Here is a 24844-nt window from a genome sequence, read left to right on the forward strand (position 1 = left end):
GGCGCAACCTCCAGCCTCTTTTAATAAAAGCTGCCGGTACAAAGCCCGGCGCGGACGGCCGTTAGCTACGCTGCGCCGCTGGCGCTTAATAAAAACTATAAGTAAAGAGGTGTTGAAACATGAGGAATTTTACGGTAAAGTGCGGCAAAGAAGAGCTGAGCTTCTCTGTTCCTAAAGAACAAGTATTGCACGAAATTATTGGCCGGGAGTATCCGCCGGTTGCTGATATCCCTCAGGCGGTGCGCGAAGCATTGCTCAGGCCGATTGATGCGCCGCCGCTGAAGGAGCTCGTAAGACCTGGTGAAACGGTTGCCATTGCTGTCAGTGATATTACGCGTGCCTGGCAGCGGATGCCGCTGGTGTTGCCGGAAATCCTTGCCACCCTTAACCAAGCCGGGGTTCCGGACAGTAATATTACGATTATTATTGCGGTAGGCGGACATCGCCAAAATACCGAAGCAGAGTTTGTCCAACTGTGCGGCAAGGAAATTTGCGAGCGGGTTAAAGTCGTCAACCATGATGCCTGGGATACGGAGAATATGGTCTATTATGGTACGACCAGCCGGGGGACGGAGGTTTCGATTAACAAGATAGCCGCCGAAGCTGACAGGCTGATCCTGACAGGCGGCATTATTTATCATTATATGGCAGGCTTTGGCGGCGGTCGTAAGAGTGTTGTTCCGGGGATCAGTTCCATTAAAACTATTCGCCAGAACCACCTGTGGGGGCTTGGCGCCGAGGTGGGGTCAGGCTCTAATCCTAATGCTGCCTCCCGGAAAACACTGGGCAACGACCTGCATGAAGATATGATGGAGATTGCCGGTTTTGTTCAACCGGACTTTATCATTAATATGGTGCCGACACCTGACGGACAATATGCCGGGATTTTTGCCGGTAATTGGGTTTCGGCCTGGCAGGAAGGCTGCAAACTGGTAGATCAGCTGTACGGTGTGGAAATTGAGGCTCTGGCCGATATTACGGTTGCCAGTGCCGGCGGTTACCCTAAAGATATCAATCTTTATCAAACAGGTAAAACTATGGATAACGCTTATTATGCCGTTAAAAAGGGCGGTGTGGTAGTGCTGCTGAGTGAGTGCGAAGATATTTATGAGCCACAGGAATTTTCCCGCTGGTTTGGCTATGATGATACGCTGGCTATGGAAAAGGCACTGCGCGCAGATTTTGGCATACCCGGCTGGGTGGCGCTCAAAGAAGTCGAATGCAGCAACCACGCCACCTATGTCATGGTAACCCGTCCTGAAAATGCCGAGCTTGTGGCCAAGACAGGCATGATTCCCACAACCACACTGGAGGAGGCACTCCGGATTGCCAGAGAAAAATGCGGTGTTGAAAAACCCATGTATACGGTAATGCCGCAGGGAGCAAACACACTGCCTATTCTAAAGTAAGACCACCTGGGGTTGTGCAATAAATTCATAGTGAATATCAATAAATTCAGGAGGTAATTACCTGCCGGTTAACCAATACTATAATTAATGAAAATTTGAAAAATTGCGATGAAGAATAAAGCCGCTTTTTTCCGGATGCGGCGGCAAAGTAGCTTAATTCCAAGCAGGGAGCCAGGGCTGAAGGGGGAAACCTCACAGCCCTTTGTGCAATTCGGGAATGCAGGAGTTTAGCCATCAATGGATAAATTATTAGTGATACGATACTGATGTTATGAGGTATGCAGCATGACCATTGACATTATTAACAAAATAAAGGATTCTCTGCAATTAGAAATTGTCAGTGATCAGCATTTTGATTGGGGAGAACAGTACTGGCTGCAATTAGAACCGGACAGTTCGGGCATTCAGCCCACAGTGTCTGTAGCTATTGTATATCCCGGTGCCTGGCAGCAGTCGCATGTGCATACCGGTTTTATTGAAATTATCATTGGTCTTGATGGCGTAACCACGCATTATTGCAATGAACGGGAAATAAGACTGGGTGAAGGTAAAATCGGCTATATCAGTGAGGGTGGAAAACACTGGCTTGCCAATCGCTCCTCCAAACCGACGGCTTTTCTTAGCATTGTTCACTCGGTGATTCCCAAGCCGTTGAAAGAAGTCAGTATGTCCGGAGATATTGTTCTCACAGAAGTGGCTAAGGCCATTAATCTTGACAGTATTGTGGAAAAGCTGTCCCAATCGGTGCAGATGACGGTTACACTTATTGATGAGGCAGGCAATTTCCTGACAGATAAAGACAACCTGCCGGAAATTTGCCAGAGCTGTCTGGATGAGAAAAGCGGCGATTGTGTCCTGCATGAGGCAACTGAGCGGCAGGCATATGCGGGACAACGGATTTTTCATTGCAAATTTGGTGTTTCTGCCATTCAAAGCCCGTTTATTGTCAATGGCAAGGTATTGGGCTATCTTGGCTGTGGCTATGGAAGAATGTCAACAAACTTAACCCAACTGGTTCCGGAAAATTTCGCCGTCAACAGTGCGCAGGAAGCTTATTTTAAACTGAACTTTATTCACCGGAACCATCTTAATTCGGTGGCCGAAACCCTGTCATTGGTAAGTGCTTCACTGGTACAGCTGATGATTGACTCCATGAAAGAAAAAGAGTTGAGTTACTACCGGATCAATCTAGTCCAGGAGCGGGAAATGCAGGCACGGCTGCATCACTCCTTAAGCCAGGCGCGGCTAAAATTTCTGGAATCGCAGGTCAATCCGCATTTTCTCTTTAATACCCTAAATACTATTTCCCAACAGGCCGAAATGGATGGTGCCACCACCCTGGCGTCATTAACGTATTCACTCTCCAATCTGCTGAGATTAAGCCTGGGAAAAGCCGAGTCGTTAGTTACCATCGAAGAGGAATTAAGCTATGTCCGGGATTACTTGTTTATTCAGCAGACCCGGTTTCCCGACAAATTTGCTGTTGCCATTGACATTGAGCCCGCTATGCTGGAAGTGAAAATTCCTTTCATGACAATCATGGTTTTAATTGAGAACTCCATCTTGCATGGGTTTAAGGATGTTGCCCAGCAGGGACAACTGCTGGTGCGGGCGTATAAAGAGGATAATTGCGGCATTATTGAGGTGCATGACAATGGCTGTGGTATAGCTAAACACATTGGGGCAGCGGTGCGTGAGCTGTCCGGCGATGATTATGACCCGCCAAGCCTGAAAGGTATCGGGATTAAGAATATCTTCCTGCGATTAAAGCATTATTATGGAGATATGTTTACATTTACTATTGAACGCTTGGAAGCGGGGGGGACTTTGGCCCGGATTGTCTTGCGGTTATAGTAGTCCACCAAGCCCAAAGCCATAGTGTTCTTATCGCGAGATTTCCCGCCCAGCTTCGTTGGCCCACGGGGGCATAAGGGCAACATCGGTTTCTGCTGTCGCTGTCGCTCAGCACAAACCGTGTTTACTTTATCGTCACCTTACATATGTCCGATATGCGCGGCTCCTCCGCCTTGCTGGACGAAAAATCTCGCGCAATTCATCCTATAGCTTTAGACTTGGCGGACTACTGGCTTGTTTTCACACTAAACGAGTGGAGGAGAACAAATGTACAAGATGATTATCGCCGACGATGAACCTGCTGTACGCCGTTACCTGCGTTATATTGTAAATCAGCATAACCTGCCTTTCGAAATTTGCGGGGAGGCGGCAGATGGTGAGCAGGCCGTGCAGCTGGTGGACCGGTATCAACCGGAGTTTGTTATCCTGGACATTAATATGCCGGTTATGAATGGGCTTGAGGCGGCTGAGATTATCCGGGAGAAGCACCGGGATACCATCATTTATATCTTAACGGCTTATGGTCAGTTTGAGTATGCTCAACAAGCGCTTCGAACCCAGGTTGCCGACTATCTTCTGAAACCCATTAAACCGGATCAATTGGCCGATACCCTCCGGAAAGGCATCTCCAGCGCGCTGAGTCAACGCATAGCCTGTCAGCGGCTTCAGCGTATGGAGCGGCAAATTGCCAAGGACAAGCCTGTTGTCAACCGGCAGAAATTATTTGAACTTTTGAAAAATGACGGTGATAATCCACAGACACTGCCTTTGCTGCAGCGTATTTCGGCAAAAGAGGACTTTTTTCCGGCAGCCGTACTGTCTGCTTCGTACTGGCCCGGTTCCGGCAGCTCTCACATGGAGGGGCTGGGGAAACGGCTGCTGCAGGAAGGGGTGGAACTTTTTGGCGGGCATGCCATTGTGACTTCCTTTAGCGAAGAATTGGTTATGATTTTTAACCGCTGGGATTATGATGTGCGCTGTATGCTGCAGCACCAGTTAGAAGAGTGGGAGCAAAAATACGGCATTACTTTTTGTGCTGCGGTAAGCCTGGTTGTCAGGCCGTCACAGCTTGGCGCAGATTACAAAAAGGCTAAGAAAAAACGGGCAACCGGTTTATTTTGGCGCCAGCAGGGGCTTTTGGTTATCGACAGTGCTGTGGATGGGTCAGCGGAAATGGATTGTGAAGCTGTGCAAAAGCAAATCCGGGAGTGTCTGCTGGAAAGGAAACCGGACGGAGCCAAAAAAGCGTTTTATCAGTTTTTAAGTGAAGCGAAAGAGCGGGCGTGTCAGCCGGAAGCCGTGCACGCGGCAGTTATAAAAATAGTCAATAAGCTTATTGAAAAGTATGCTGAGTATATTATTTCCGACAAGGATGCCAGTCTGCTGCGTAAAAAAATTATCAGTGAAGTCAATCAGGCTTCTTCGGTAGCTGAGTTAGAACAATGCTTGTACAGCTTGATTGACAGCCTGGAAAGCAAGCTTGGCTCTGCTGATCAAAACAGCGCCGGGCAGGCGGTGAAATGGGCGGTTGAATATATCAATAACAATTATCATAAAGACCTTACGCTGGAACAATTTGCTGAAAAGCTATTTATGAGCACAGGCTATTTTTGCCGTATTTTCAAGAAACATGCCGGCGAAGGATATGCGGCCTACCTGACCTCTGTGCGCCTGGAGAAAGCCAGGGAAATATTGTTAAGCGGCAAATATACCGTTGCCGAGGTTGCCCATATGGTTGGCTTCCGTGATGCCAGTTATTTTAGCAGTGTGTTTAAAAAACACTACCGGCAATCACCGAGTATGCTGGTTGCTTCTATAACCAAATCAGGCTCCTGAGGTTGCTCACCAAAACTAGGAAGGGGAGGATTTATATGTTTAGAGGGATATTATCGCCAAGCATTACGGTGCTTGATGCCCAGGGTAACATTGATTTTCCGGGAAACGAGCTTCATATTAACCGTTTAATTGACAAGGGGATTAACGGGATTCTGTTTCTAGGAAGTATTGGTGAATTTTTTGCCCTTTCACTGGAAGAAAAGAAAGAATTTATTACCTTTGTTACCAAAACAGTCAACAAACGGGTGCCTGTGCTTATCGGTACCGGCGGCACGGTGCAGGCGGAGGTTATTGAACTTACCCGGTTTGCGGAACAGGCAGGCGCCGATGGCGCGGTAGTCATTGCTCCCTATTATTTCAGGCTGGACCCGGACAGTATCTACCGCTATTATGCCAATCTGGCCCGGAGCACCGCTTTGCCCATCATGCTGTATAATTTTCCTGACAGAACTGCCTTTGACCTTGGACCGGAGCTTGTCCTGCGCCTGGTCAGAGAGTTTAAGCATATTGTAGCCATTAAAGATACGGTGGATAATATTAGCCATACGCGCAAACTGATTCAGGTGGTTAAGTCCGAGTTTCCGGATTTTAGCGTTCTTTCCGGCTATGACGAATATCTGCTGCCTAATTTAATGGCAGGCGGTGACGGGACTCTCAGTGGCCTGACAAATGTAATTCCGGAGGTCTTTGCCGATTTTATGAAGGCCTATGCCGCACGGGATTTCGGCAAGCTTGCCATAGCCCAGGCGCAAATTTCAATTTTGATGAATCTGTATGAGGTAACGTCGCCCTTTGTTGCCGGCATTAAAGGTGCTGTTGCCGCCGTGGGGGTCCCCATTGTTCCGGCAGTAAAAGAACCGGCAGTTGAGCTGACAGCTCTGCAGTCGCAAACAATTCGAATTTTATTGGATAAAGCGGGGATAACTTCCCGGTGAGGTTGACGAAAATCCGGGATAAAAATTTTTCTGTACAAACATGAACGATGTTTGATAATAATGAACAATATCCTAAAACGCTGTTTTTATAGGTCAAAATCGAGTAGGAGGGGAAGGTTTATGGGCAATAGGAGTCATGATATTCTAAAAAAACCCGACTGGTGCTTCAATCGGAGCGTATTTAAATCTGTGGGCTTTTCTGACGACGATTTAAACCGGCCTGTCATTGGGATCGCCAACTCCTGGAACGAGCTGGTTCCAGGTCATGCTAACCTGCGCCAGGTTGCCGACCATGTGCGCAAAGGTATCTATCGGGCCGGCGGAGCCGTTGCCGAATTCGGAGTTATTGGGGCATGTGACGGTACCGCCCAGGGGCATGCGGGCATGCACTATATTTTGCCTTCCAGGGATTTAATTGCCAATGATATTGAGGTAATGGTCGAGGCGCACCGGTTAGACGGCATTGTGCTGCTTGGTTCGTGTGATAAAATTGTTCCCGGTATGCTGATGGCCGCGGCCAGGCTTACCATTCCGGCTATTTTCCTAAACGGCGGGCCGATGCTGGGCGGCGTAACGTTTGACGGGCGGAAATCCGACTTAACCACTATGTCTGAAGCCTTGGGAATGCTGAAAAGCGATAAAATAGATGGCGAGACCTATGAGCAATTAGAGGAGCTTTGCGGTCCGACCTGCGGCTCTTGCGCCTTCTATGGCACCGCTAATACCATGTGCTGTATGGCGGAAGCTATGGGAATGTCCCTGCCGGGAGCGGCGCTGGTACCGGCGGTGTATGCCGACAGGCTGAGACTGGCGGAAAGTACGGGCAAAGCTATTGTCTCGCTGGTACAGTGCCAAATAACGGCAGATAAGGTTATCACCTATCAGTCGCTGGAAAATGCCATCAGGGTCTTAATGGCAACCGGCGGTTCAACCAACGCCGTGCTGCACCTGTCGGCGGTTGCGGCAGAACTTGGCATCGATGCCGGTGCCATGATGGCTGCCTATGACCGGCTCAGCCGGACGACGCCGCAGATTGCCAAGGTAAATCCGGCTTCGCAGTATGATATGGAAGATTTTCATCAGGCAGGTGGAATACCGAAAGTAATGGAGGAAATAAAACAGCTGCTGCATGGTGACAGCATTACGGTAACAGGCAAGACGGTGGCGGAAAACCTTGCCGCCTATAAATATAAATATCCCTTTAATCCCAATGTCATCAGTACCTTGGACCAACCCTTCAGCCAACAAAAAGGTCTGGCTATCTTAAAAGGAAATCTTGCGCCCGGTACTGCTGTAACCAAGCCGGCGGCCATCGATCCGGCCATGCATGTATTTACAGGCAGTGCCAAGGTATTTGACTGTGAAGAAGCCGCTGAAGCGGCCATCTTAAACGGCGGTATTGCCGCAGGCGATGTTGTTGTTATCCGCTATGAAGGTCCGAAAGGCGGACCCGGTATGCGGGAGATGTATAAAGCTATGAAATATATTTACGGCATGGGTTTGGCCAAGAAAACGGCACTAATTACCGATGGGCGTTTTTCCGGCACAAATAATGGCTGCTTTGTCGGACATATCTCGCCGGAAGCGGCTGAGGGCGGGCCACTAGCCGCAGTGGAAAATGGTGATAAAATCACCATTGATATTCCTAACGGCAGCCTGCATTTGCATCTGTCGGAGGAGGAAATACAAGCAAGGCTGACAAAATGGCAGAGACCGCAGCCTAAGTTTACCCGCGGCTATTTGGGCGTTTACTCTAAGCTGGCAAGTTCGGCGGCGAAGGGTGCTGTAATCGAGCTGTAAAGGGCATAATTCTTTTTCTCCCTTTTTGACAACACATCACCTGCCTGCAACAATATTTAATATAGGAGGGCTAAGCTTGCTGATAAATAAAATTGCTCTTATTGCTCCTAACAGGGACTTTGCTTTGCAGGCCTCGGATCTCTTCAACGAGTGGGGGGAGAAGATTCATGTGGCGGTGGCTTCCGGGGAAGATGTTATTGCCATCGCGCAGCAACTCAGCGAAAGAGGGATAGACGCCCTTATTTGTTATGCGGCTTTTGCGGAAACTATAAAAACAACAGTTAATATTCCCACAGTCTGTCTTTGTCCTGATATTTTTGATATTTTGCAGAGTTTGCAGAACATAACGGTATGGCTGGCAAAAACAGGCCGTCTGGCCGATGCGGTGCTGGGATTAACCGGCGAAGCCATTCACGGAGATATTGCTGCGGTTGCCGATATCCTGGGCTGCAAGACTAAAATCTTGTCCGGCAGCAGGGAGACGGCTCCGGCTGAGGTGACGGCTGTTGTTATCGCAACTGCCAGGATAGCGGACAACCGGGAGGTTGAGCCGGAGTATACGGCAGCAGGTATTCCTTGTTTTTCTGTAACCATTGGTCATGAAACGGTATCCAAGTCAGTGCGGCAGGCGCAGGAACTGCTCCGGGCAGGTCATGTCGACCGGGTAAGACTGGAACAGTTTAAAGCCATCATGGAGTTTACGGGAGAGGGAATTGTTGCCGTTGACAGCCAGCGGCAGATTGTCTACCTAAATCACACGGCAGAAAAGTTGTTGAAAAAGAGTAAAGATCAGATGGTAGGCTGCCTTGCCGTTACTGTTTTTCCGGATATAAATCTTGATGATACGCTGCGATACGGACAGACAAGAACCGTATCGCTTACCGATGGCGGCGAACAGGGTTTCACTTGCCGGATTGTTCCCATGCTTATAAGCGGACAAGCGGTGGGTGCTGTAATAACTATTGTTGAAGTGTCGCTGCTTAAGGAACGGGACAAAGCAGGCAAGGCGCTGGTGGAAAGTGGTTATACGGCAAACTATACTTTCGATGATTATATTACAGTCAATGCGTTCATGCAGGAAATGCTGGAGGCAGCTAAAAGCTATGCTTGTGTGGATTCGACAATTCTCATACATGGTGATACCGGGACAGGCAAAGAAATTATTGCACAAAGTATTCATAATTATAGTCAACGCAGCCGGAGTCCTTTTGTTGCCGTGAACTGTGCCGCTTTGCCGGAAAGTCTGTTGGAAAGCGAGCTGTTTGGCTATGAATGCGGGGCTTTCACCGGTGCCCGTAAGAATGGCAAAAAAGGCCTGTTTGAACAGGCCGATAAAGGAACCATTTTCCTTGATGAAATCGGGGAAATTTCTCCGGGAACGCAGTCCCGGTTGCTGCGGGTGCTGCAGCAGCGTGAGATTATGCGGATTGGCGGGGACCGGGTCATCGCTGTTGATGTCAGTATTATTGCGGCAACCCATAGAGATCTGACAGAACTCATGGAAAAGGGGTTATTCCGGCGGGATCTTTATCACCGGTTAAATATTTTGCAGCTAAGATTGCTGCCGCTTGCCGACAGGCCGGAAGATATACCGCTTTTATCCCATAGTATCAGTAAAAAATATGCTGCTAAACTGCTTAAGCAGCCATTGCATTTTAATGCCGGGGCCATGGGCGTTCTGACCCGGTATCCCTGGCCGGGAAATGTCAGAGAGTTAGAGGGCGTGATCGAACGGCTGATGATTCTTAAAAAAGATGCGGTGGTTACTGCCGAGGATGTAAAAAAGGTTTTGGACAGAAGCTGTGATTGCCGGGGAAATGGCGTTAGAGTGGTGCCGCAGGGAACCTTGGCAGAAATTGAGCATGCCGTAATTATGCAGGTTTTAAAAGAAACCGGCAGCCATGAGCAAACGGCAAAAATTCTCGGGATTAGTACCACAACCATTTGGCGGAAACTAAGATCATTTCAAAATGAAATAATTGATTTCAAAATGCAATAAATCTAAAAAGCCATTGGAGCTATAAAATTAGCCATGCGTGTAGCTGAGACTGCGCACATGGCTTTCGTTTTGCAATAATCCATACCTGACTAAGAAATTAGCCTAGTGGAACTATTTCGACAACAGTCCCTAAAATACTGGGTTTTACGATATAATGAGCATATGGTTTGGTATTGGCATGAAACATGCAATATATAAGATCAGAAATGGAGCTGGAGCTATAATGAAGCGGTTAGCGATTATTGCAGATAACCTAATCGGTGCAAATGACGCAGGCGTGCAATTCCGGAAGTTTGGATTCAGTACGCAAGTGGTGCTTGACTACGCAAGACTACTGGACCACAGTGCCGGGGTTGATGTGCTTGCCGTTAACACCAATTCCCGGAAAATGTCGGCCCAGGCAGCCTATGAGCGTGTCTGTCAAATTGGGTCAACTCTCAGCAAGCTTGGTTTCCGGCGCTTTTATAAGAAGATTGATTCTACCTTACGCGGTAATATTGCGGAAGAAATACAAGCCATGCTGGAATCGCTGTCACTCTCCCTGGCGGTCATCGTGCCATCCTATCCTGCCCATGGCAGAATTGTAGAGAATGGTTATTTGCAGATTCTCCAGGCTTGGGGTGATGACAGCAGGCCGCTGCCTGTCTGTTATGTCCCGTCAATCGTAAAGCCTGCCGCTGAGACTCCGGTGGCTGTTTTAACCCTAAGAGATGTACGGCAGGGTGAGAAAAAACTTATTCAAAAAATTACCAAGCTGCACGCTGCAGGCATTCACCTTATTGCCGTTGATGCTGTGGCAGATGAAGACTTGCGGACAATTGCCATTGCCGTCAGCAACATTGATATTCCCTGCCTTGCCGTCGGCTCTGCCGGTCTGGCGGGAAATTTGCCGATTGCCTGGAAGATCGCTGACCAAGGGCCCGCAAACTTACGGCAAGGAACGATGATTGTTGCCGGAACGCTAAATCATGTTACGGCCGAACAAATCGTAAGCGTGCTGGATTATCCCAATACCGAGTTAATTGCTATTCATGCTGCTGAAGTGTATGAAGGCCATACAACCACAGTGCGGCAGCAGATAATCGCCAGAGTGGAAACGGCGCTGGCAGGCGGCAGGATTCCGGTTCTTGTAACAGATATGCTGCTTATGAACCGCAATGATGCCGGAGCGTTAAGTTTATCGGTACAAGTGCAAAAATACGGTCAGATCATAACCAATTTACTGGGAGACATTACCCGCGAAATTGTAAAAGGGCAGGGGCTGCGTAATCTTGTTATTTCCGGAGGTGGTACAACAACAAGTATTTGCAATACATTAGGGATAACGCTGATTGATCTTGAGCGGGAATTGCTCCCAGGCATCCCGGTTGGTAAAGCGGTGGGCAATAGCTGTGACGGATTGCGCCTGATTACTAAGGCCGGCGGCTTTGGCAAGCGGAACTCTCTTCGCAAAGTGCTGGAATTGCTATAAGGTACGATTGTTTGACACAAGATGACAAGATTCCTAATGGAGATGTCAAAAAATTCAGAAGGTAAAGATGCCTTTTTTCAGGAATAGTTATAATCATAAGGCATATCTGAAAATTAGCTTATTTACCGGAGCAAGATTCACGGAATAAGAGCAATCATAAAGACCGCATTATTTTTAAAGGAGGTCGATTTTTATGAGTTGTGGTTGCAGCCGCAGCCAGCAATTACGCAAAGTCAATTATCAGGGAGACGGCTTACGGGCCGGAATGCAGTGGGACGAGCCGGATTTGGGAAAACTCCAGATTTTAATTGATACAGTCCATGGCGACAGCCATCCTGGCAGCAGCCATTTGGGAGGACTGGCCGACGAAGCAAAAATCGGTGTTTATGAATCACAAGGCAAGCCGGCGGTTTATGCGGTTACCGATATCTGTGACGGTATCGCCATGGCGCATGACGGGATGAATTACTCCTTGGCAAGCCGGGAAATCATGTCCTTTATGTTTGAAATCCACGCCCTGGCATCACCCTTTGACGGCGCTGTGTTTATGGCTTCCTGTGACAAGTCGGTTCCCGCGCAGTTAATGACCATGCTGAGGCTTGATATGGCCACTCTCCATGTGACCGGCGGTTCCATGCTCAGCGGTCCCAATTATATGTCCTCCGAAATTCTCTACGGAGCCGGTGACAAGTATGTCAAAGGTGAGATGACCGAACAGGAACTCATGTATTATTCGCGTAACTGCTGTCCCAGCGCCGGTGCTTGCCAGTTTATCGGCACAGCAAGCACGATGCAGTGCATGTCGGAGGCCCTTGGCCTGGCTTTGCCGGGGAATGCTCTGGCCGCCGCCTACACCACCCATTTGACCCGCTATGCCCGGCGAGCCGGACGGCAAATTATTGATAATGTAAAGAAGTCCCTGATTCCCCGTAAGTTTATCAGCCGGAAAAATTTCATGAACGCCCTGATGGTTCATGCCGCGCTGGGAGGCTCAACCAACGCCCTGCTGCATCTGCCGGCTATTGCCCGTGAAGTGGGGATTGCGATAGACCAGCAGGAGTTTGATGCCATCAACCGGGAAGTTCCTGTGCTTGTCAGCCTGAAAACAGGCGGTCAATGGCCCACAGACCTGTTCTGGTATGCCGGCGGGGTACCGGCGCTGATGCGGGAATTGAAGGATATGCTGTATCTTGACGCGATGACGGTTACCGGCAAGACGGTGGGTGAAAACCTGGATGAGCTGGAAGCGACAGGCTGGTTTGCCGAAGTGAACAGCTACCTGAGCAACTATAAGCTGCAGGCGGGCGATATTGTTAAAACCCGGAAAAATCCGGTGAAACCCCAGGGGAATATCAAAATTCTCAAAGGCAATCTGGCACCGGAAGGAGCTGTCATTAAGTTATCCGGTGTGGATGAAGCTATCCATAATTTTACCGGAACCGCGCGGGTATTTGATTCAGAGGAAGAAGCGGTGGCAGAGCTTCTGGCAGGAAAGATCGGTCCCAATACCGCTATCTTTATCCGCTTTGAAGGTCCGAAAGGCTCAGGCATGCCTGAAATGCTGCGGACGACAGAAGCCCTCTGGAATATGCCGGAGCTGTCAAGCAGTGTGGCTCTGTTTACCGACGGGCGCTTCTCCGGTGCGACCCGGGGACCGGCTGTCGGCCACATAGCCCCGGAAGCCATAGAAGGCGGGCCGATTGCTTATCTTGAGGACGGCGACATGATTCATATGGATGTTGCTGCCCGCACACTGGATATTGTCGGGATTAATGGCAGGGAAGCCGCACCGCAGGAAGTGGCGGCCGTGCTGGCGGAACGCAAAAAGACGAAGGTATTTCCGGTAAAAGATACGACACCGCTGCTAAGAATGTACAAAAAACTGGCCCGTACCTGTACCGAGGGCGCAGGCTTGGATATCTAAGCAGTCACCTACGCAGCCGGTAGTTATAGTTAGATAAAAATAAAGAGGAAAGCAGGCGATAGCATGGCAAAGAAGACAATTAATGATTTTGCGCAAATGGTGGAAAATGGAGAGAAGATTGTATATTTGACGGCATATGATTATCTTACGGCTAAAATGCAGGAAAAAGCCGGGGTTGATATGATCCTGGTGGGTGATTCGCTGGGGATGGTGTGCCTGGGTTATGATACCACCTTCCCGGTAACAATGGATGATATGGTCCGTCATTGCCAGGCAGTACGCCGTGGCGCACCCAATACCTTTATTGTCGGCGATATGCCGTATATGTCCTACCAGAAATCCGACGAAGACGCCGTAGCCAATGCCGGTCGTTTGGTGAAAGAAGCGCTGGTGGATTGCATCAAATTAGAGGGCGGCGGCCCGCTCATTGCCAGCCGGATTAGAGCTATCCAGCAAGCCGGTATCCTGGTTATGGGTCATATTGGCCTGACCCCGCAGCTCATGGGCCAAATCGGTGGTTACAAAGCCCAGGGCCGCAGTGCGTCGGCTGCGATGAAAATTGTAAATGAGGCCAAAGCCGTTGAAGCAGCCGGTGCCTTCAGTATTCTGGTGGAAGGTGTGCCGACGGCGGTAGGCAAAGCCATTGCCGACAGGGCCGGTATTCCGATTCTGGGTATTGGCGCCGGTTCCGGCACCCACGGTCAGCTGCTGATCTATGCCGACATGGTTGGCATGTATGATAACTTTACGCCGAAATTTGTGAAGAAATACGCCAATGTTGGCGAACACCTGACCAACGCTTTTAAAGCATATACCGAGGAAGTCCGGCAGGGACAATTCCCGGATGATGCGGAGCATACTTACAAAATGAGCGCTGCCGAAGAAGCAGAATTCTTAGCAGCGTTGGAAAAGTAAGCTGCCGGCAGGGGAGTCCATCACCGGTCAAGGTGATGGACTGGCCCTCATAAATTTGTAGCTTAGCTAGAGTAACATACAGTATCATGGCTGGCTAAATTTTAAAAAATGCAATAAGGGAGGCTGATATATACAAGCTAAATACCGCTTTAAAAGACAGAATGTTCAAAAACGTACAAAGTGGTACTGGTCACACGAAAAAATTATGCAATTATATTTGGAGGTGTGTTGATTGGCAAATGTAGTCTTTACCGAAGAACGCGAAAACCAGCTTATGAGTAAAATACGCTGGAAGATTGTGCCGTATGTTATGCTGTTGTATATTGTGGCTATGCTGGACCGGGTAAATATCGGTTTTGCTGCGCTGCAGATGAACAAGGATTTGGGAATCAGTGCGAGCATGTTTGGTATGCTGGCCGGTGTCTTCTTCATAACTTATTTCTTTTTTGAGGTTCCCAGTAATGTTATCATGCATAAAGTGGGCGCCCGCAAGTGGATTGCCAGGATTCTTGTCAGCTGGGGCTTGGTAACGGTTTTCCTGGCTTTTGCCCAAAACGTTACTCATGTTGCCATCCTGCGGGGTCTGCTTGGTGCTGCTGAAGCCGGTTTTTATCCCTGCATCGTTCTGTACTTTACTTTCTGGTTCCCGACAAAGCATTTTGCGAAAACCATGTCACTGTTTATGTGCGGCATGGCGCTGGCTAATATCATCGTCGGCCCGATATCGTCCTGGATCATGGAGAATGTGACCTGGATGGGAATGGCCGGCTGGCGCTGGATGTTCATTTTGGAAGGACTGCCTGCTGTCATCCTGGGTTTTGTTACTTTGTTTATTCTGGTTGACAGACCTGATCAGGCTAAGTTTCTTACCGATGAAGAGAAGCAATGGCTGATGGCCGAATTAGAGCGCGAGCATGTGGCCAAACAATTAAAGGTTAAAGTTGCCAGCAAATGGGAAGTGTTTAAAAACTCCCGCGTGTGGCATCTGTCGTTCTGCTATCTTTGCTATGTTCTTGCTCTCTATGGCCTTGGCATGTGGATGCCGCAGATATTGAAAAATCTGGCAAAGGCTATGAGTTTATCTAACATCGGACTGATCTCCACAATTCCTTATATGTGCGCTATTATTGCTATGGTTTATGTTGCCAGACGTTCTGACGCCATGCAGGAACGCCGGTATCATACAGCCTTGCCGATCGGGATAGCCTTCTTTGGCTTGATTGGTTTAACTATGACCGATAATCTCATGACCTCTATGCTGCTGCTTTGTGTAAGCCAAATGGGTATTTATGCGTTTGTCGGTACATTCTGGTCCTTGCCGAATATGTACCTGTCGGAAGCTACCGCTGCCGTCGGCATTGCCATCATTAACTCGGTTGGCAACTTAGGCGGGTTCTTCGGACCTTATATGGTCGGCTTCCTGAAAGATGCAACAGGCTCGACCAACGCAGGTATGTATTTCTTGGCGACCTTCGCTATTCTCGGCACAATTTCAGTACTTGCCATCCCCAAAAAGGAAGCGGCTGCTGAATCATTAAAGCAACCCGGAATAAAGGCATAACTGGCAGAAGGCTGTGAGAAAAACATCTCATAGCCTTCTGTTGTCCTAACGGCAAGCATATGTTTTGCATGCTACTACAAGACCCTGGTGCGGGCGGCCGTCATCCAACGCTGGGCCGCTGGCGCTTCTTAGGCATAGCGGCCACCTGCACCGCCCAAGTGGTTTTTCTTATCTAAGGAGGTATTGAGCATGGATGTAAACTTAGCGGGAAAAGTAGCGGTGATTACCGGCGGTACGGCAGGCATCGGTGAAGCCTGCGTACAGGCTTTCCTTCAGGAAGGCTGCAAGGTGGCGGTATGCGGCCGCAGCCAGGAAAAGCTTGAACGCCTTAAAGCTGCGATGAAAGCGCAAGGCTGGGAAATTCTAACCTGTCAGGCTGACGCTGCCAATCGGCAGGAAATCAGTGCATTTGCCCAAACGGTTTTTGACAGCTATGGAAAACTGGACATATGGGTAAATAACGCGGGAATTTCTCTTAAGGCAAAGTTAATGGATATGACTGAAGCCGATTGGGATACTATCCTGGCTGTTAATCTCAAGTCGGTGTTCCTGGGGGCGCAGGTAGCAGCCCGGTATATGCGGCAAGGCAAGGGTGGTGTTATTTTAAATGCCTCTTCGTATGCTGCCGTTATTCCCTCGGCAGGCGGCGGAGCTTATGCTGCCTCCAAGGCGGCTATTTCCAGTTTGACGCGGACGCTGGCTGCCGAACTGGCTCCTTATAATATTCGCGTAAACGGCTATATCCCCGGTGTTATTGATACACAGATGAATAGCCGGCGCCTTGCTGAACAGCCGGCAGAAACACTGGGGCAGATTGCGCTCAACCGGGCCGGTGCCGCTAATGAAGTGGCGGCAGGGATTGTCTTTCTTGCCTCCGATGCCGCCAGTTATATTACCGGCACCGATTTAGAAATAAGCGGCGGTAAGTTCGCCGTGCAAATCCCCGGTGACCCTTGGCAGTGGTGAAGGGCTGAGACAAGTTGACGATATCATCGGATAAAATCTCCATTACCAGCCAAAATTTGCAAATTAGCTGTCGATTGTATATAATATAAGCACTAGTTAGTGATCGGCGTTAATTTTAATCATATTGTGCGGATGATAATGTAACGTTGAGTAAAAACTAGGACCTGCCGGGGGTCCTAGTTTCTCATTTTATCCTAACAGAAAAAATACTTTCTTAAACACAGGATAAGGACAACACCGGTTTCCACCGTCGCCGCCAAAGGCTGGCGCAAGCCGTGTTTTCTTTCCTAGAATAAAAAATTACAGGAGGTTCTCTTGAACAAGAACGAAAAACTTTTAATTATTCCGCTCGGGGGTCTTGGCGAAATTGGCAAGAATATGACAGTATTCCGCTACGGTGATGATATTATTATCGTTGACTCAGGTTTGGCATTCCCCGAAGAAGACATGCTGGGCATTGATTTGGTGATACCGGATATGAGTTATCTTTTTGATAACAAGGATAAGATTAAGGCAGTCGTCTTAACCCACGGGCATGAAGACCATATTGGCTCCCTGTTTTATCTGCTGCGTCAGGTCGATGTGCCTGTATATGGCTCCAGGCTTACCTTAGGCTTAGTGGAAGGCCGGCTAAAGGAGTATGCTGTATCTGACCGTAATCTGATTCCGGTGGGCCCTGGCGATGCTATTACTCTTGGCCAATTCGAGGTTGGCTTTATCCGGGTCAATCATTCCATTGCCGATGCGCTGGCGGTTTACCTAAAGACTCCGCTGGGAACGGTTGTTCATACCGGGGACTTTAAGCTTGATCAGACTCCGGTTGACGGCCAGATTATCGACATTCACAAATTTGCCGAACTGGGCAATCAGGGAGTACTGGTGCTGCTGTCTGACAGCACCAATGCCGAGCGTGAAGGCTACACCAAATCAGAGCGCACTGTCAGCGAAGCGCTGGATGAACATTTCAGTTCAGCCAAGGGACGCATTATTCTGACTACCTTTGCTTCCAATGTATCCCGGTTGCAGCAAGCCATTAATTCGGCGTGTGAGTATGGACGCAAAGTAGCTCTGCTGGGCCGGAGCATGGTAACTGTCATAACCAAGGCTACTGAGCTGGGGTATATGACCATACCGGAAGGGGTGCTGATTGGTGTCGATGAAATCGGCCGCTATCCGGAAAACCAAATTTTGATTTTAACTACCGGCAGCCAGGGAGAACCTATGGCGGCACTTAGCCGTTTGGCTTCCAGGAGCCATCGCAGCTTGGAATTGGCGCCAGGCGATACGGTGCTGATTGCTGCTAATCCCATACCCGGCAATGAGCGGTCTGTGGGCAGGACTATTGATGCGCTGTTGCGCCTGGGTATCCATGTGGTATATGAAAGATCGTCAGGCATCCACGTTTCCGGCCATGGCAGTCAGGAGGAGCTCAAGCTTATCCTGAATTTGGTGCGGCCGAAGTTCCTCATTCCTGTTCACGGTGAACACCGGATGCTCAAACAACATGGAAAACTGGCAACTGAAATAGGAATACCCAAGGAAAATGTATTTATTGGCGAGAACGGCCATGTTTTTGAGTTTACTGCCGAGACAGGACGCTTTGCCGGTAAAGTGACAGCCGGGAAAATTTTCGTAGACGGGTTAGGTGTTGGCGATGTCGGCAATATTGTCATCCGGGACCGGCGGCAATTATCCAAAGACGGCGTATTGATTGTCGTTGTTACCCTGGACAAAGCCAGAGGTTGTATTTTAGACGGTCCGGATATTGTTTCCCGCGGCTTTGTCTATGTTCGTGATTCCGATGCTTTGATTGACGAATCGCGCAAAATCGTAAAAAGTGTTTTAGAACGTTTTGAAAACCAGCCGATAACCGAATGGGCACCTCTTAAGGCCGGTATTCGGGAAGCTTTGGGCAAATATTTGTTTGCAAAAACAGGACGCAGGCCCATGATACTACCGATTATCATGGATTTGTAGGCTGTTGCGGCATTAACGGCCGGAAATGAGTTAAAGGGAGCACCTGCCTAGCGGCAGGTGCTCCCTTGGTTTTACCTGACAGCATCCGCGCCTCAGTAGCTCTTCTTAACCGAATAGCCAGCTTGAGCTTCCAGCTTTTTCAAACGAAAAAATACAGGCAATTAGGCGTACAGGTTGTTTTTCAAAAAGAATACAAAAAAATTTACGCTATACTACAAACATCGAAGTAAACCGTTGGGGGTGGGGAAGATGGAAAAAATGCTAAAACGCTTATTCAGCAATGCGCTGAGTCTGGTTTCCACCTGTTTAATCATGGCTATGCCGGTAGCCGCCATGATTTATGCATCAGAGCCTGCGGCAGCTATAGAAGAGGTCTTCAGCATCCAGGAAACAACTTCGCCAGCCGTTGCAGCCAAACAACAAGCCGAGGCGGAGCCGCCTGTTATTTTGCTGGAACCGTGGCCGCTTGACAGTACCGGAGAGCTTTCCGACTTGACAGGGAAAGAATAATGCCCTACGCTTTCAGTAGGTGCAGACTAATACCTTGCGCCACTTAAAATTTGAGATTAGACAGCAAGAATTTTTCTCCCTGTCAGGCGGAGGAGCTGCGCATACCGGACATATGTAAGGAGATGGCAATGATGCAGGACGGAAAAAGACTGCTATATAATCCAAATAGTTAGGTGACGTAAGGTATATTACATACATACAGTAAAGTTTTTTGCTTTACGCCGGCATATTGGGGAAATACTACAGGCAGGAGTGGTTTGATGAGAATTTTGGTTGTCGAAGATGATCATGCCTTACGGGAAGCGATAATTTCTCTTCTGGCCGAGGAAAATTACGTTACCGATGAGGCGGCTGCCGGGGATGAGGGGTTATATTTAGCCCAGCAGGCAATTTATGATTTATTGATACTGGATATTATGCTGCCTGAGATTAGCGGTCTGGAAATTGTTAAGGCGGTTCGGGCTGTTGACAATACAGTTCCTATTTTGCTGCTGACAGCACGCGACAGTGTGGCAGACAAGGTGTATGGCCTGGAAGCCGGGGCCGATGATTATTTGGTTAAGCCTTTTGCTATTCAGGAGCTGCTGGCCAGAATAAAAGCCTTGCTCAGGCGCGGAGGTGCGCTGGCCAGTGATGGAACTATCAGCTATGGCGGAGTTACGATCGACAGTAAGATGCGTGACGGGTTTATCGAGGGGCAGGCCTTGGGGTTAACTACCAAAGAGTATGATTTGCTGGAATTTCTGGTATTAAATAAAGAACAGATTTTAACCAGAGAGCAAATATTTGACCGTGTCTGGGGTTTTGAGTCGGAAACTACCATTAGTGTTGTCGACTTATATATTCACTATCTTCGTAAAAAGCTGGCTCAATCCGGACATGATAACCTGCTGCGTACCGTACGCGGCGCCGGTTTTATGTTTAAGGAGAAGTAGTCATGTTTAATCGCACGCTGCGCCGGCTATCGGCCATGAATTCTATAGTGTTTTTGCTGATTTTCGTGATTTTCGGGACAGTCATTTATGGCTATGTTTCCTATCGTCTGTTTGACAAAGTGGATGAAGCCATGCGGTTCAGGGCCTATAATTTTAAAATAGCCGGCGGCAGACTGGCGCCTCCGGTCCGGAATCGCGCTTTATTTGATCCGCGTATCTTTACCCTGCTGCAGGATGACCAGGGAAGGCTGGTCAGAGTATTCCGCAACGAGGAGGTAGATGTCGAGCACCTGGCAGAACTGGTCGCCCATTTACCGCCAGGGCAAATTCAGACCCGGGAACTGGAAAATCATGCTTACCGGGTGATTAGTATTCCGTACCGGTATGATGAGACTGTCCTTGAGACCGAGCAAGGTTCCATTGATGTACGGAATGTCATTGCCGTAAGCGTCGTGGATTCCGAATATGATTCTCTGCGGAACTTGCTTATTATTATTGTCGGCGGACTGGTAATCGGGATGCTGAGTATCATTCTTGCCGGATATTCGCTGGCAAGGCGGGCTATGGTTCCCATCCAGGAATCCTGGGAAAGGCAGCAGCAGTTTGTTGCCGACGCTTCGCACGAATTGCGTACACCGCTGGCTGTAATTAATAGCAATGCCGAGCTTATGCTGCGCCATCCAAGCCATACGGTGGAAGAAGAAAGTATCCGGGTAACCAACATTGTCCGGGAAGTCAGACGTATGACCAAATTGGTTGCCGATTTGTTAACCCTGGCAAGATCGGATGCCAATCAGTCTGAAATCAAATTAGGCCTGGTAAATTTGAATGAATTAATTGAGATGATTGCCGGACAGTTTATGCCGTTGGCAGAGATGGAGGGACTTACCCTGCGGGCAGCAACCGGTGACCGGCTGGAATTGACGGCAGACCGGGAGCGATTGCACCAATTGCTGGTCATCCTGCTGGATAATGCGATAAAGTATACGCCGCCGCCTGGCGAGATTGTAATTACCGGCAATAAACAGGGGAATAGTCTGATCGTGACTGTGGAAGATTCCGGACAGGGAATAGCGGCCGAGGATTTACCCCGCGTATTTGACCGGTTTTACCGGGGAGATAAAGTTCGTTCACGGGAAAAAGGCGGCAGCGGTCTGGGGCTTTCGATTGCCAAATGGATTGTAGAGCAGCATGACGGGAAAATCGGAGTAGAGAGCAGGCCTGGTGGTGGTACCAAGTTCAGTATTGTCTTGCCGGTTAAAAAGCTGCCTTAAGGCTGTAACCGTTTCAGTGGACCCATATTTGCAATCGCGCTGACTGCCGCTTAGGGAAAGGGGAGTCAGTGCGATTTATTTTTATGAAGAGAAGTCACTCTCCCTTAGATTTGAATGAAATTTTTTTAAAAGACGCTTTTTGCAAGGAATTGTCGAAAAAACAGAGAAAGGTACATATAATTTAATTGATACGAAAATATAGTAGTCCGCTAAGCCCAAATCCATAGTGTGCTTTCATCCTCTGGCTTTAGACTTGGCGGACTACTGGTACGGAAGAGTGATTCTGTATGTTTTTCTCAATTCGCTGGCAATTGACATTAATTATATGTTCGTTGATTTTGTTAGCCATGGTTTCCACTCTGGCGATTAGTTACTCTTTAGTCTCAGAAGATTATGAAAGGAAAATGCATCATAATAACTCGGTTATGGCGGAAAGTCTGGCAGCCAACATTGCTCAGTTTATGCAAAATGCTTACAATGTTAATCAGATGCTGGCCGAATATTCCGGGTTGGAAAAATTAGATATTGCCAAACAACGGGAATTATTAGTGGATATTACCTGGGAGCAGCCATTTTTTCAAGTTTTGGCTGTGACGCAACTGAATGGAGATCAGTTAGCCCGCTCAAAGGGGCCGCCAACCAACCGGTTTGAACGCTGGTGGTTTAAAAAATTTATGGCCGAGAGAAAGCCATACATCTCCCAAACCTATTATTCCATATCCTCCGAGTCTCCTATCACCACCATTGTGCATGGCATATATAATGAAGGTAAATTAGCCGGCCTGCTTATGGCCGATATTGAAGTCAGGAAAATCCAGCAGATGGTTGAGAACTACAATTCCGGGGAAGGCAGCTACGCCTATCTGTTAGATGGCGACGGGGCGGTGATTGCCCATCCTGACCGGAGACAGGTTGCTGAACTGTATAATTACAGAACCATGAAGAAAAAGGTATTATTGCGGGATGCCGACGGTAAAGTGCTAAGAGATGACAAGAATAATGAAATCACCGAAGAGATTAGTTTTGAAGGCACAGCTTCTTTGCAGGCGATTGTTGCCGAAGTTATGGCAGGTAAGGTGGGAGTGGGGGAATACACTGCGCTTGACGGTAAAGAGTATATATGTGCTTACAGAACCATTTCCCTGCCGGGAGCATCTGACCCCTGGAGTCTGATTGTTGTACAAAAGAAAAGCGCCGTTATGGCTTTTATGAGTTATGTGACCGTAAAGACTACCCTTGTCGGCATCCTGGTCATTGCTCTTTCAGCATTGTTGACCATCTGGTTTTCGCGGAAAATAACCGATCCTTTGCTGGATATTGTAAATGCCACTAACCGAATCAAGGAGGGTGATTTAGCAGTACGGCTTACAACCAATTCGTCCAATGAAATTGCTATATTGGCGGCAAACTTTAATCAGATGGTAGCTGAACTGCGTCAGCATCGTGAGCGTTTGGAAGAATTGGTTGAGGCGCGAACGGCACAGCTGGGGGCTGCTAACCAGGAAATGACAGCCATGAATGAGGAATTGACAGCTGTGAATGAAACGCTCGAAGATACCAATTACCGCTTACTTGATGAAAACGAAGCCAGGCGTAAGACCGAAAACAAGCTGTTATTGCGGGAACGGCAATACCAGGCGATCACTGGTCTCTTAACACAGCCTGTTGAGGAAGATGAAACAGAAGATATTCTTCGGGTTATTTTACATAATGCCGTTCAGTTGCTTGGCGGGATGGTCGGTTATATCGGTTTGTTCGATGCTGAGGGCAAGCATTTTTATATTCATCATATCATTGGGATTGATACCCCCCTTATCCGTGAGCCCCAGCCGGCGCAAACCGGAATGAAAGGGCATGTTTACAATACCGGTGAAATTTTCTATATTGAGGATTACCGTAAATATCCTGAACGGGTTGAACACTGCTGCTTGAGTGATTTGATAAGCAGTGTGATTATGGTTCCTCTGAAGCAGGCCGGTAAAGTGAAAGGCGTCCTGACAATAAGCTGGCAGCAGGTAATACAGCCTATCAGTGAGGAGGATTTAGCAGGGCTGCGTCAGTTTGGCGACCTGGCCTCGATAGCACTGGAACGATACCTTGTCCAGAAGGATATCAGGCAGCTTGCCTATCACGATATATTGACAGGGCTGCCGAACCGTGCCAGTTTAACCCATTACCTTGAAGCAGAGCTGGAGAAGGCTCGTGCCGGTGAATCGGCCGGTGTCATTTTGTTTATTGATATTGATGATCTTAAATCAGTCAATGATAATTTTGGCCATTCCTTTGGTGATACTGTCATTGTTTCCGCCAGCCGGCATATTGTTGCCGCTGTTGGCGAAAAGGCTTTTGTATCCCGCATTAGCGGTGACGAGTTTTTTGTTGTTGTACCGGGAATAAACAGCCGGGACAGAGCGGCGCAAATTGCCGACAAGACGGTTGGCGAACTTTGCAAGGAGTATGAGGTAGCACTTGAGAAGCTGCACCTGTCGGCAAGTGTGGGGCTGGTTGTATATCCGGAGGATGGTGTTATGGCCGAGGAATTGATGAAAAAGGCTGACAGTGCCATGTATGCCGCCAAGCAGGCAGGAAGGAACTGCTGGCGTTTTTATAAGTCCAGTATGCTGAAAGCGGCCTATGAAAAAATGATGTTAACCAATAGACTCCGCCGGGGCTTGGAGCGGGGGGAGTTTTATCTGTATTATCAGCCGCAGTTTGCGGCAGCAGACCGACGTATTGTCGGCTTTGAGGCCCTGCTGCGGTGGAATAGTTCTGACTACGGTTTCGTTTCGCCGGCCCGCTTTATTCCCCTTGCTGAGCAAAGCGGACTGATTCTGCCTATCGGTCAATGGGTATTGCAGGAAGCCTGCCGCTTTGCCCGGCGACTGGCCGACAGCGGCCAGGAGCATATTCAGGTGGCGATGAACATATCACCACGGCAGCTTATGTCTGAGGACTTTGTTGCTTGTGTCCGCACCAGTATTGAGGCTGCCGGCATCAAGCCGGGACAAATCGAAATTGAGATTACGGAAAGTGTTTTCATTGAATCCATGGAAGACAGTGTTCACAAGCTTTGTCAATTGCGGGATATTGGCGTGAACCTGGCGCTGGATGATTTTGGCATAGGATACTCTTCGTTAACCTATTTAAGAAGTTTGCCTGTAGGGATATTAAAGATAGATAAATCCTTTATTGACAAGATTAGCAGTGATGAAGTACAGTTGCAGGTAGTAGGTTCAATTATTGATTTAGGGCATACTTTGGGGATGAGTGTAGTGGCTGAAGGCGTGGAAACAGAAGAACAGCTGGCAATACTGACAAAGGCCGGCTGTGACCATATTCAAGGTTATGTTTTCAGTAAACCGCTTGCAGAAGAAGCGGCCATGTCTTTGCTTAAACAGTAAAATATGTGCGAAACAGGCTCAAGCGGCAAGCGGATGATTGCTGCTTGAGCCTGTTCGCATAAATCTAAGGAAATTCA

General features: G+C 48.5%; 16 protein-coding genes. All 16 read left to right on the top strand.

Translation table 11 applies throughout. The features are described from left to right. Window positions 1-119 precede the first annotated feature (119 nt). Window positions 120-1409 carry a nickel-dependent lactate racemase gene (larA, locus tag SPSPH_RS02760; RefSeq protein ID WP_075752991.1) on the top strand — a complete coding sequence of 430 codons (1290 nt, stop codon included), beginning with the start codon at window positions 120-122 and terminating at the stop codon, window positions 1407-1409. A 285-nt stretch (window positions 1410-1694) separates the two neighbouring features. Then, on the top strand, window positions 1695-3263 hold the full coding sequence (locus SPSPH_RS02765; RefSeq protein ID WP_075752993.1) for a histidine kinase: 1569 nt from the start codon (window positions 1695-1697) through the stop codon (window positions 3261-3263). 267 nt (window positions 3264-3530) lie between these two features. Further along, window positions 3531-5099 carry a response regulator gene (locus SPSPH_RS02770; protein ID WP_075752995.1) on the top strand — a complete coding sequence of 523 codons (1569 nt, stop codon included), beginning with the start codon at window positions 3531-3533 and terminating at the stop codon, window positions 5097-5099. Window positions 5100-5134: 35 nt separating this feature from the next. Then, window positions 5135-6034 (top strand): dihydrodipicolinate synthase family protein, encoded by a 900-nt coding sequence (locus SPSPH_RS02775; RefSeq protein WP_075752997.1) that lies wholly within the window; start codon window positions 5135-5137, stop codon window positions 6032-6034. 120 nt (window positions 6035-6154) lie between these two features. After that, window positions 6155-7834, top strand: a complete 1680-nt coding sequence (ilvD, locus tag SPSPH_RS02780; protein ID WP_075752999.1) for a dihydroxy-acid dehydratase — start codon at window positions 6155-6157, stop codon at window positions 7832-7834. 76 nt (window positions 7835-7910) lie between these two features. Then, the gene (locus SPSPH_RS02785) at window positions 7911-9833 is read left to right on the top strand and encodes a sigma 54-interacting transcriptional regulator (RefSeq protein ID WP_158027039.1); all 1923 of its coding nucleotides are present in this window, start codon (window positions 7911-7913) and stop codon (window positions 9831-9833) included. A gap of 223 nt (window positions 9834-10056) precedes the next feature. Further along, window positions 10057-11304 carry a four-carbon acid sugar kinase family protein gene (locus SPSPH_RS02790; RefSeq protein ID WP_075753001.1) on the top strand — a complete coding sequence of 416 codons (1248 nt, stop codon included), beginning with the start codon at window positions 10057-10059 and terminating at the stop codon, window positions 11302-11304. A gap of 193 nt (window positions 11305-11497) precedes the next feature. After that, window positions 11498-13228, top strand: coding sequence for a dihydroxy-acid dehydratase (gene ilvD / locus SPSPH_RS02795; RefSeq protein ID WP_075753003.1), 1731 nt, complete (start codon window positions 11498-11500; stop codon window positions 13226-13228). A gap of 63 nt (window positions 13229-13291) precedes the next feature. Further along, the gene (gene panB / locus SPSPH_RS02800; protein ID WP_075753005.1) at window positions 13292-14143 is read left to right on the top strand and encodes a 3-methyl-2-oxobutanoate hydroxymethyltransferase; all 852 of its coding nucleotides are present in this window, start codon (window positions 13292-13294) and stop codon (window positions 14141-14143) included. Between the two features lie 232 nt (window positions 14144-14375). Continuing rightward, complete coding sequence (locus tag SPSPH_RS02805; protein ID WP_233138634.1) at window positions 14376-15704, top strand: MFS transporter; 1329 nt, start codon at window positions 14376-14378, stop codon at window positions 15702-15704. Between the two features lie 189 nt (window positions 15705-15893). Beyond that, a complete protein-coding gene (locus tag SPSPH_RS02810) occupies window positions 15894-16670 on the top strand; it encodes an SDR family NAD(P)-dependent oxidoreductase (RefSeq protein ID WP_075753007.1) in 777 nt (258 codons plus the stop codon). 315 nt (window positions 16671-16985) lie between these two features. After that, entirely contained in the window at window positions 16986-18647 is a 1662-nt protein-coding gene (locus SPSPH_RS02815) for a ribonuclease J (protein ID WP_075753009.1), read from the top strand. 249 nt (window positions 18648-18896) lie between these two features. Then, window positions 18897-19157 carry a hypothetical protein gene (locus SPSPH_RS02820; RefSeq protein WP_075753011.1) on the top strand — a complete coding sequence of 87 codons (261 nt, stop codon included), beginning with the start codon at window positions 18897-18899 and terminating at the stop codon, window positions 19155-19157. A 260-nt stretch (window positions 19158-19417) separates the two neighbouring features. Continuing rightward, window positions 19418-20092: a response regulator transcription factor gene (locus SPSPH_RS02825; RefSeq protein WP_075753026.1), complete on the top strand. Its 675-nt coding sequence runs from the start codon at window positions 19418-19420 to the stop codon at window positions 20090-20092. 2 nt (window positions 20093-20094) lie between these two features. Beyond that, window positions 20095-21366, top strand: coding sequence for a sensor histidine kinase (locus SPSPH_RS02830; protein ID WP_075753028.1), 1272 nt, complete (start codon window positions 20095-20097; stop codon window positions 21364-21366). Window positions 21367-21653: 287 nt separating this feature from the next. After that, entirely contained in the window at window positions 21654-24767 is a 3114-nt protein-coding gene (locus tag SPSPH_RS02835; protein WP_075753030.1) for an EAL domain-containing protein, read from the top strand. Window positions 24768-24844 lie beyond the last annotated feature (77 nt).

The organism is Sporomusa sphaeroides DSM 2875 (assembly GCF_001941975.2).
Classification (GTDB): Bacteria; Bacillota; Negativicutes; order Sporomusales; family Sporomusaceae; genus Sporomusa; species Sporomusa sphaeroides.

Bases quoted from the DNA above. Each gene is read 5' to 3' on its own strand.
- larA (WP_075752991.1), top strand. From the start codon at position 120: ATGAGGAATTTTACGGTAAAGTGCGGCAAAGAAGAGCTGAGCTTCTCT.
- SPSPH_RS02765 (WP_075752993.1), top strand. From the start codon at position 1,695: ATGACCATTGACATTATTAACAAAATAAAGGATTCTCTGCAATTAGAA.
- SPSPH_RS02770 (WP_075752995.1), top strand. From the start codon at position 3,531: ATGTACAAGATGATTATCGCCGACGATGAACCTGCTGTACGCCGTTAC.
- SPSPH_RS02775 (WP_075752997.1), top strand. From the start codon at position 5,135: ATGTTTAGAGGGATATTATCGCCAAGCATTACGGTGCTTGATGCCCAG.
- ilvD (WP_075752999.1), top strand. From the start codon at position 6,155: ATGGGCAATAGGAGTCATGATATTCTAAAAAAACCCGACTGGTGCTTC.
- SPSPH_RS02790 (WP_075753001.1), top strand. From the start codon at position 10,057: ATGAAGCGGTTAGCGATTATTGCAGATAACCTAATCGGTGCAAATGAC.
- ilvD (WP_075753003.1), top strand. From the start codon at position 11,498: ATGAGTTGTGGTTGCAGCCGCAGCCAGCAATTACGCAAAGTCAATTAT.
- panB (WP_075753005.1), top strand. From the start codon at position 13,292: ATGGCAAAGAAGACAATTAATGATTTTGCGCAAATGGTGGAAAATGGA.
- SPSPH_RS02810 (WP_075753007.1), top strand. From the start codon at position 15,894: ATGGATGTAAACTTAGCGGGAAAAGTAGCGGTGATTACCGGCGGTACG.
- SPSPH_RS02820 (WP_075753011.1), top strand. From the start codon at position 18,897: ATGGAAAAAATGCTAAAACGCTTATTCAGCAATGCGCTGAGTCTGGTT.
- SPSPH_RS02825 (WP_075753026.1), top strand. From the start codon at position 19,418: ATGAGAATTTTGGTTGTCGAAGATGATCATGCCTTACGGGAAGCGATA.
- SPSPH_RS02830 (WP_075753028.1), top strand. From the start codon at position 20,095: ATGTTTAATCGCACGCTGCGCCGGCTATCGGCCATGAATTCTATAGTG.
- SPSPH_RS02835 (WP_075753030.1), top strand. From the start codon at position 21,654: ATGTTTTTCTCAATTCGCTGGCAATTGACATTAATTATATGTTCGTTG.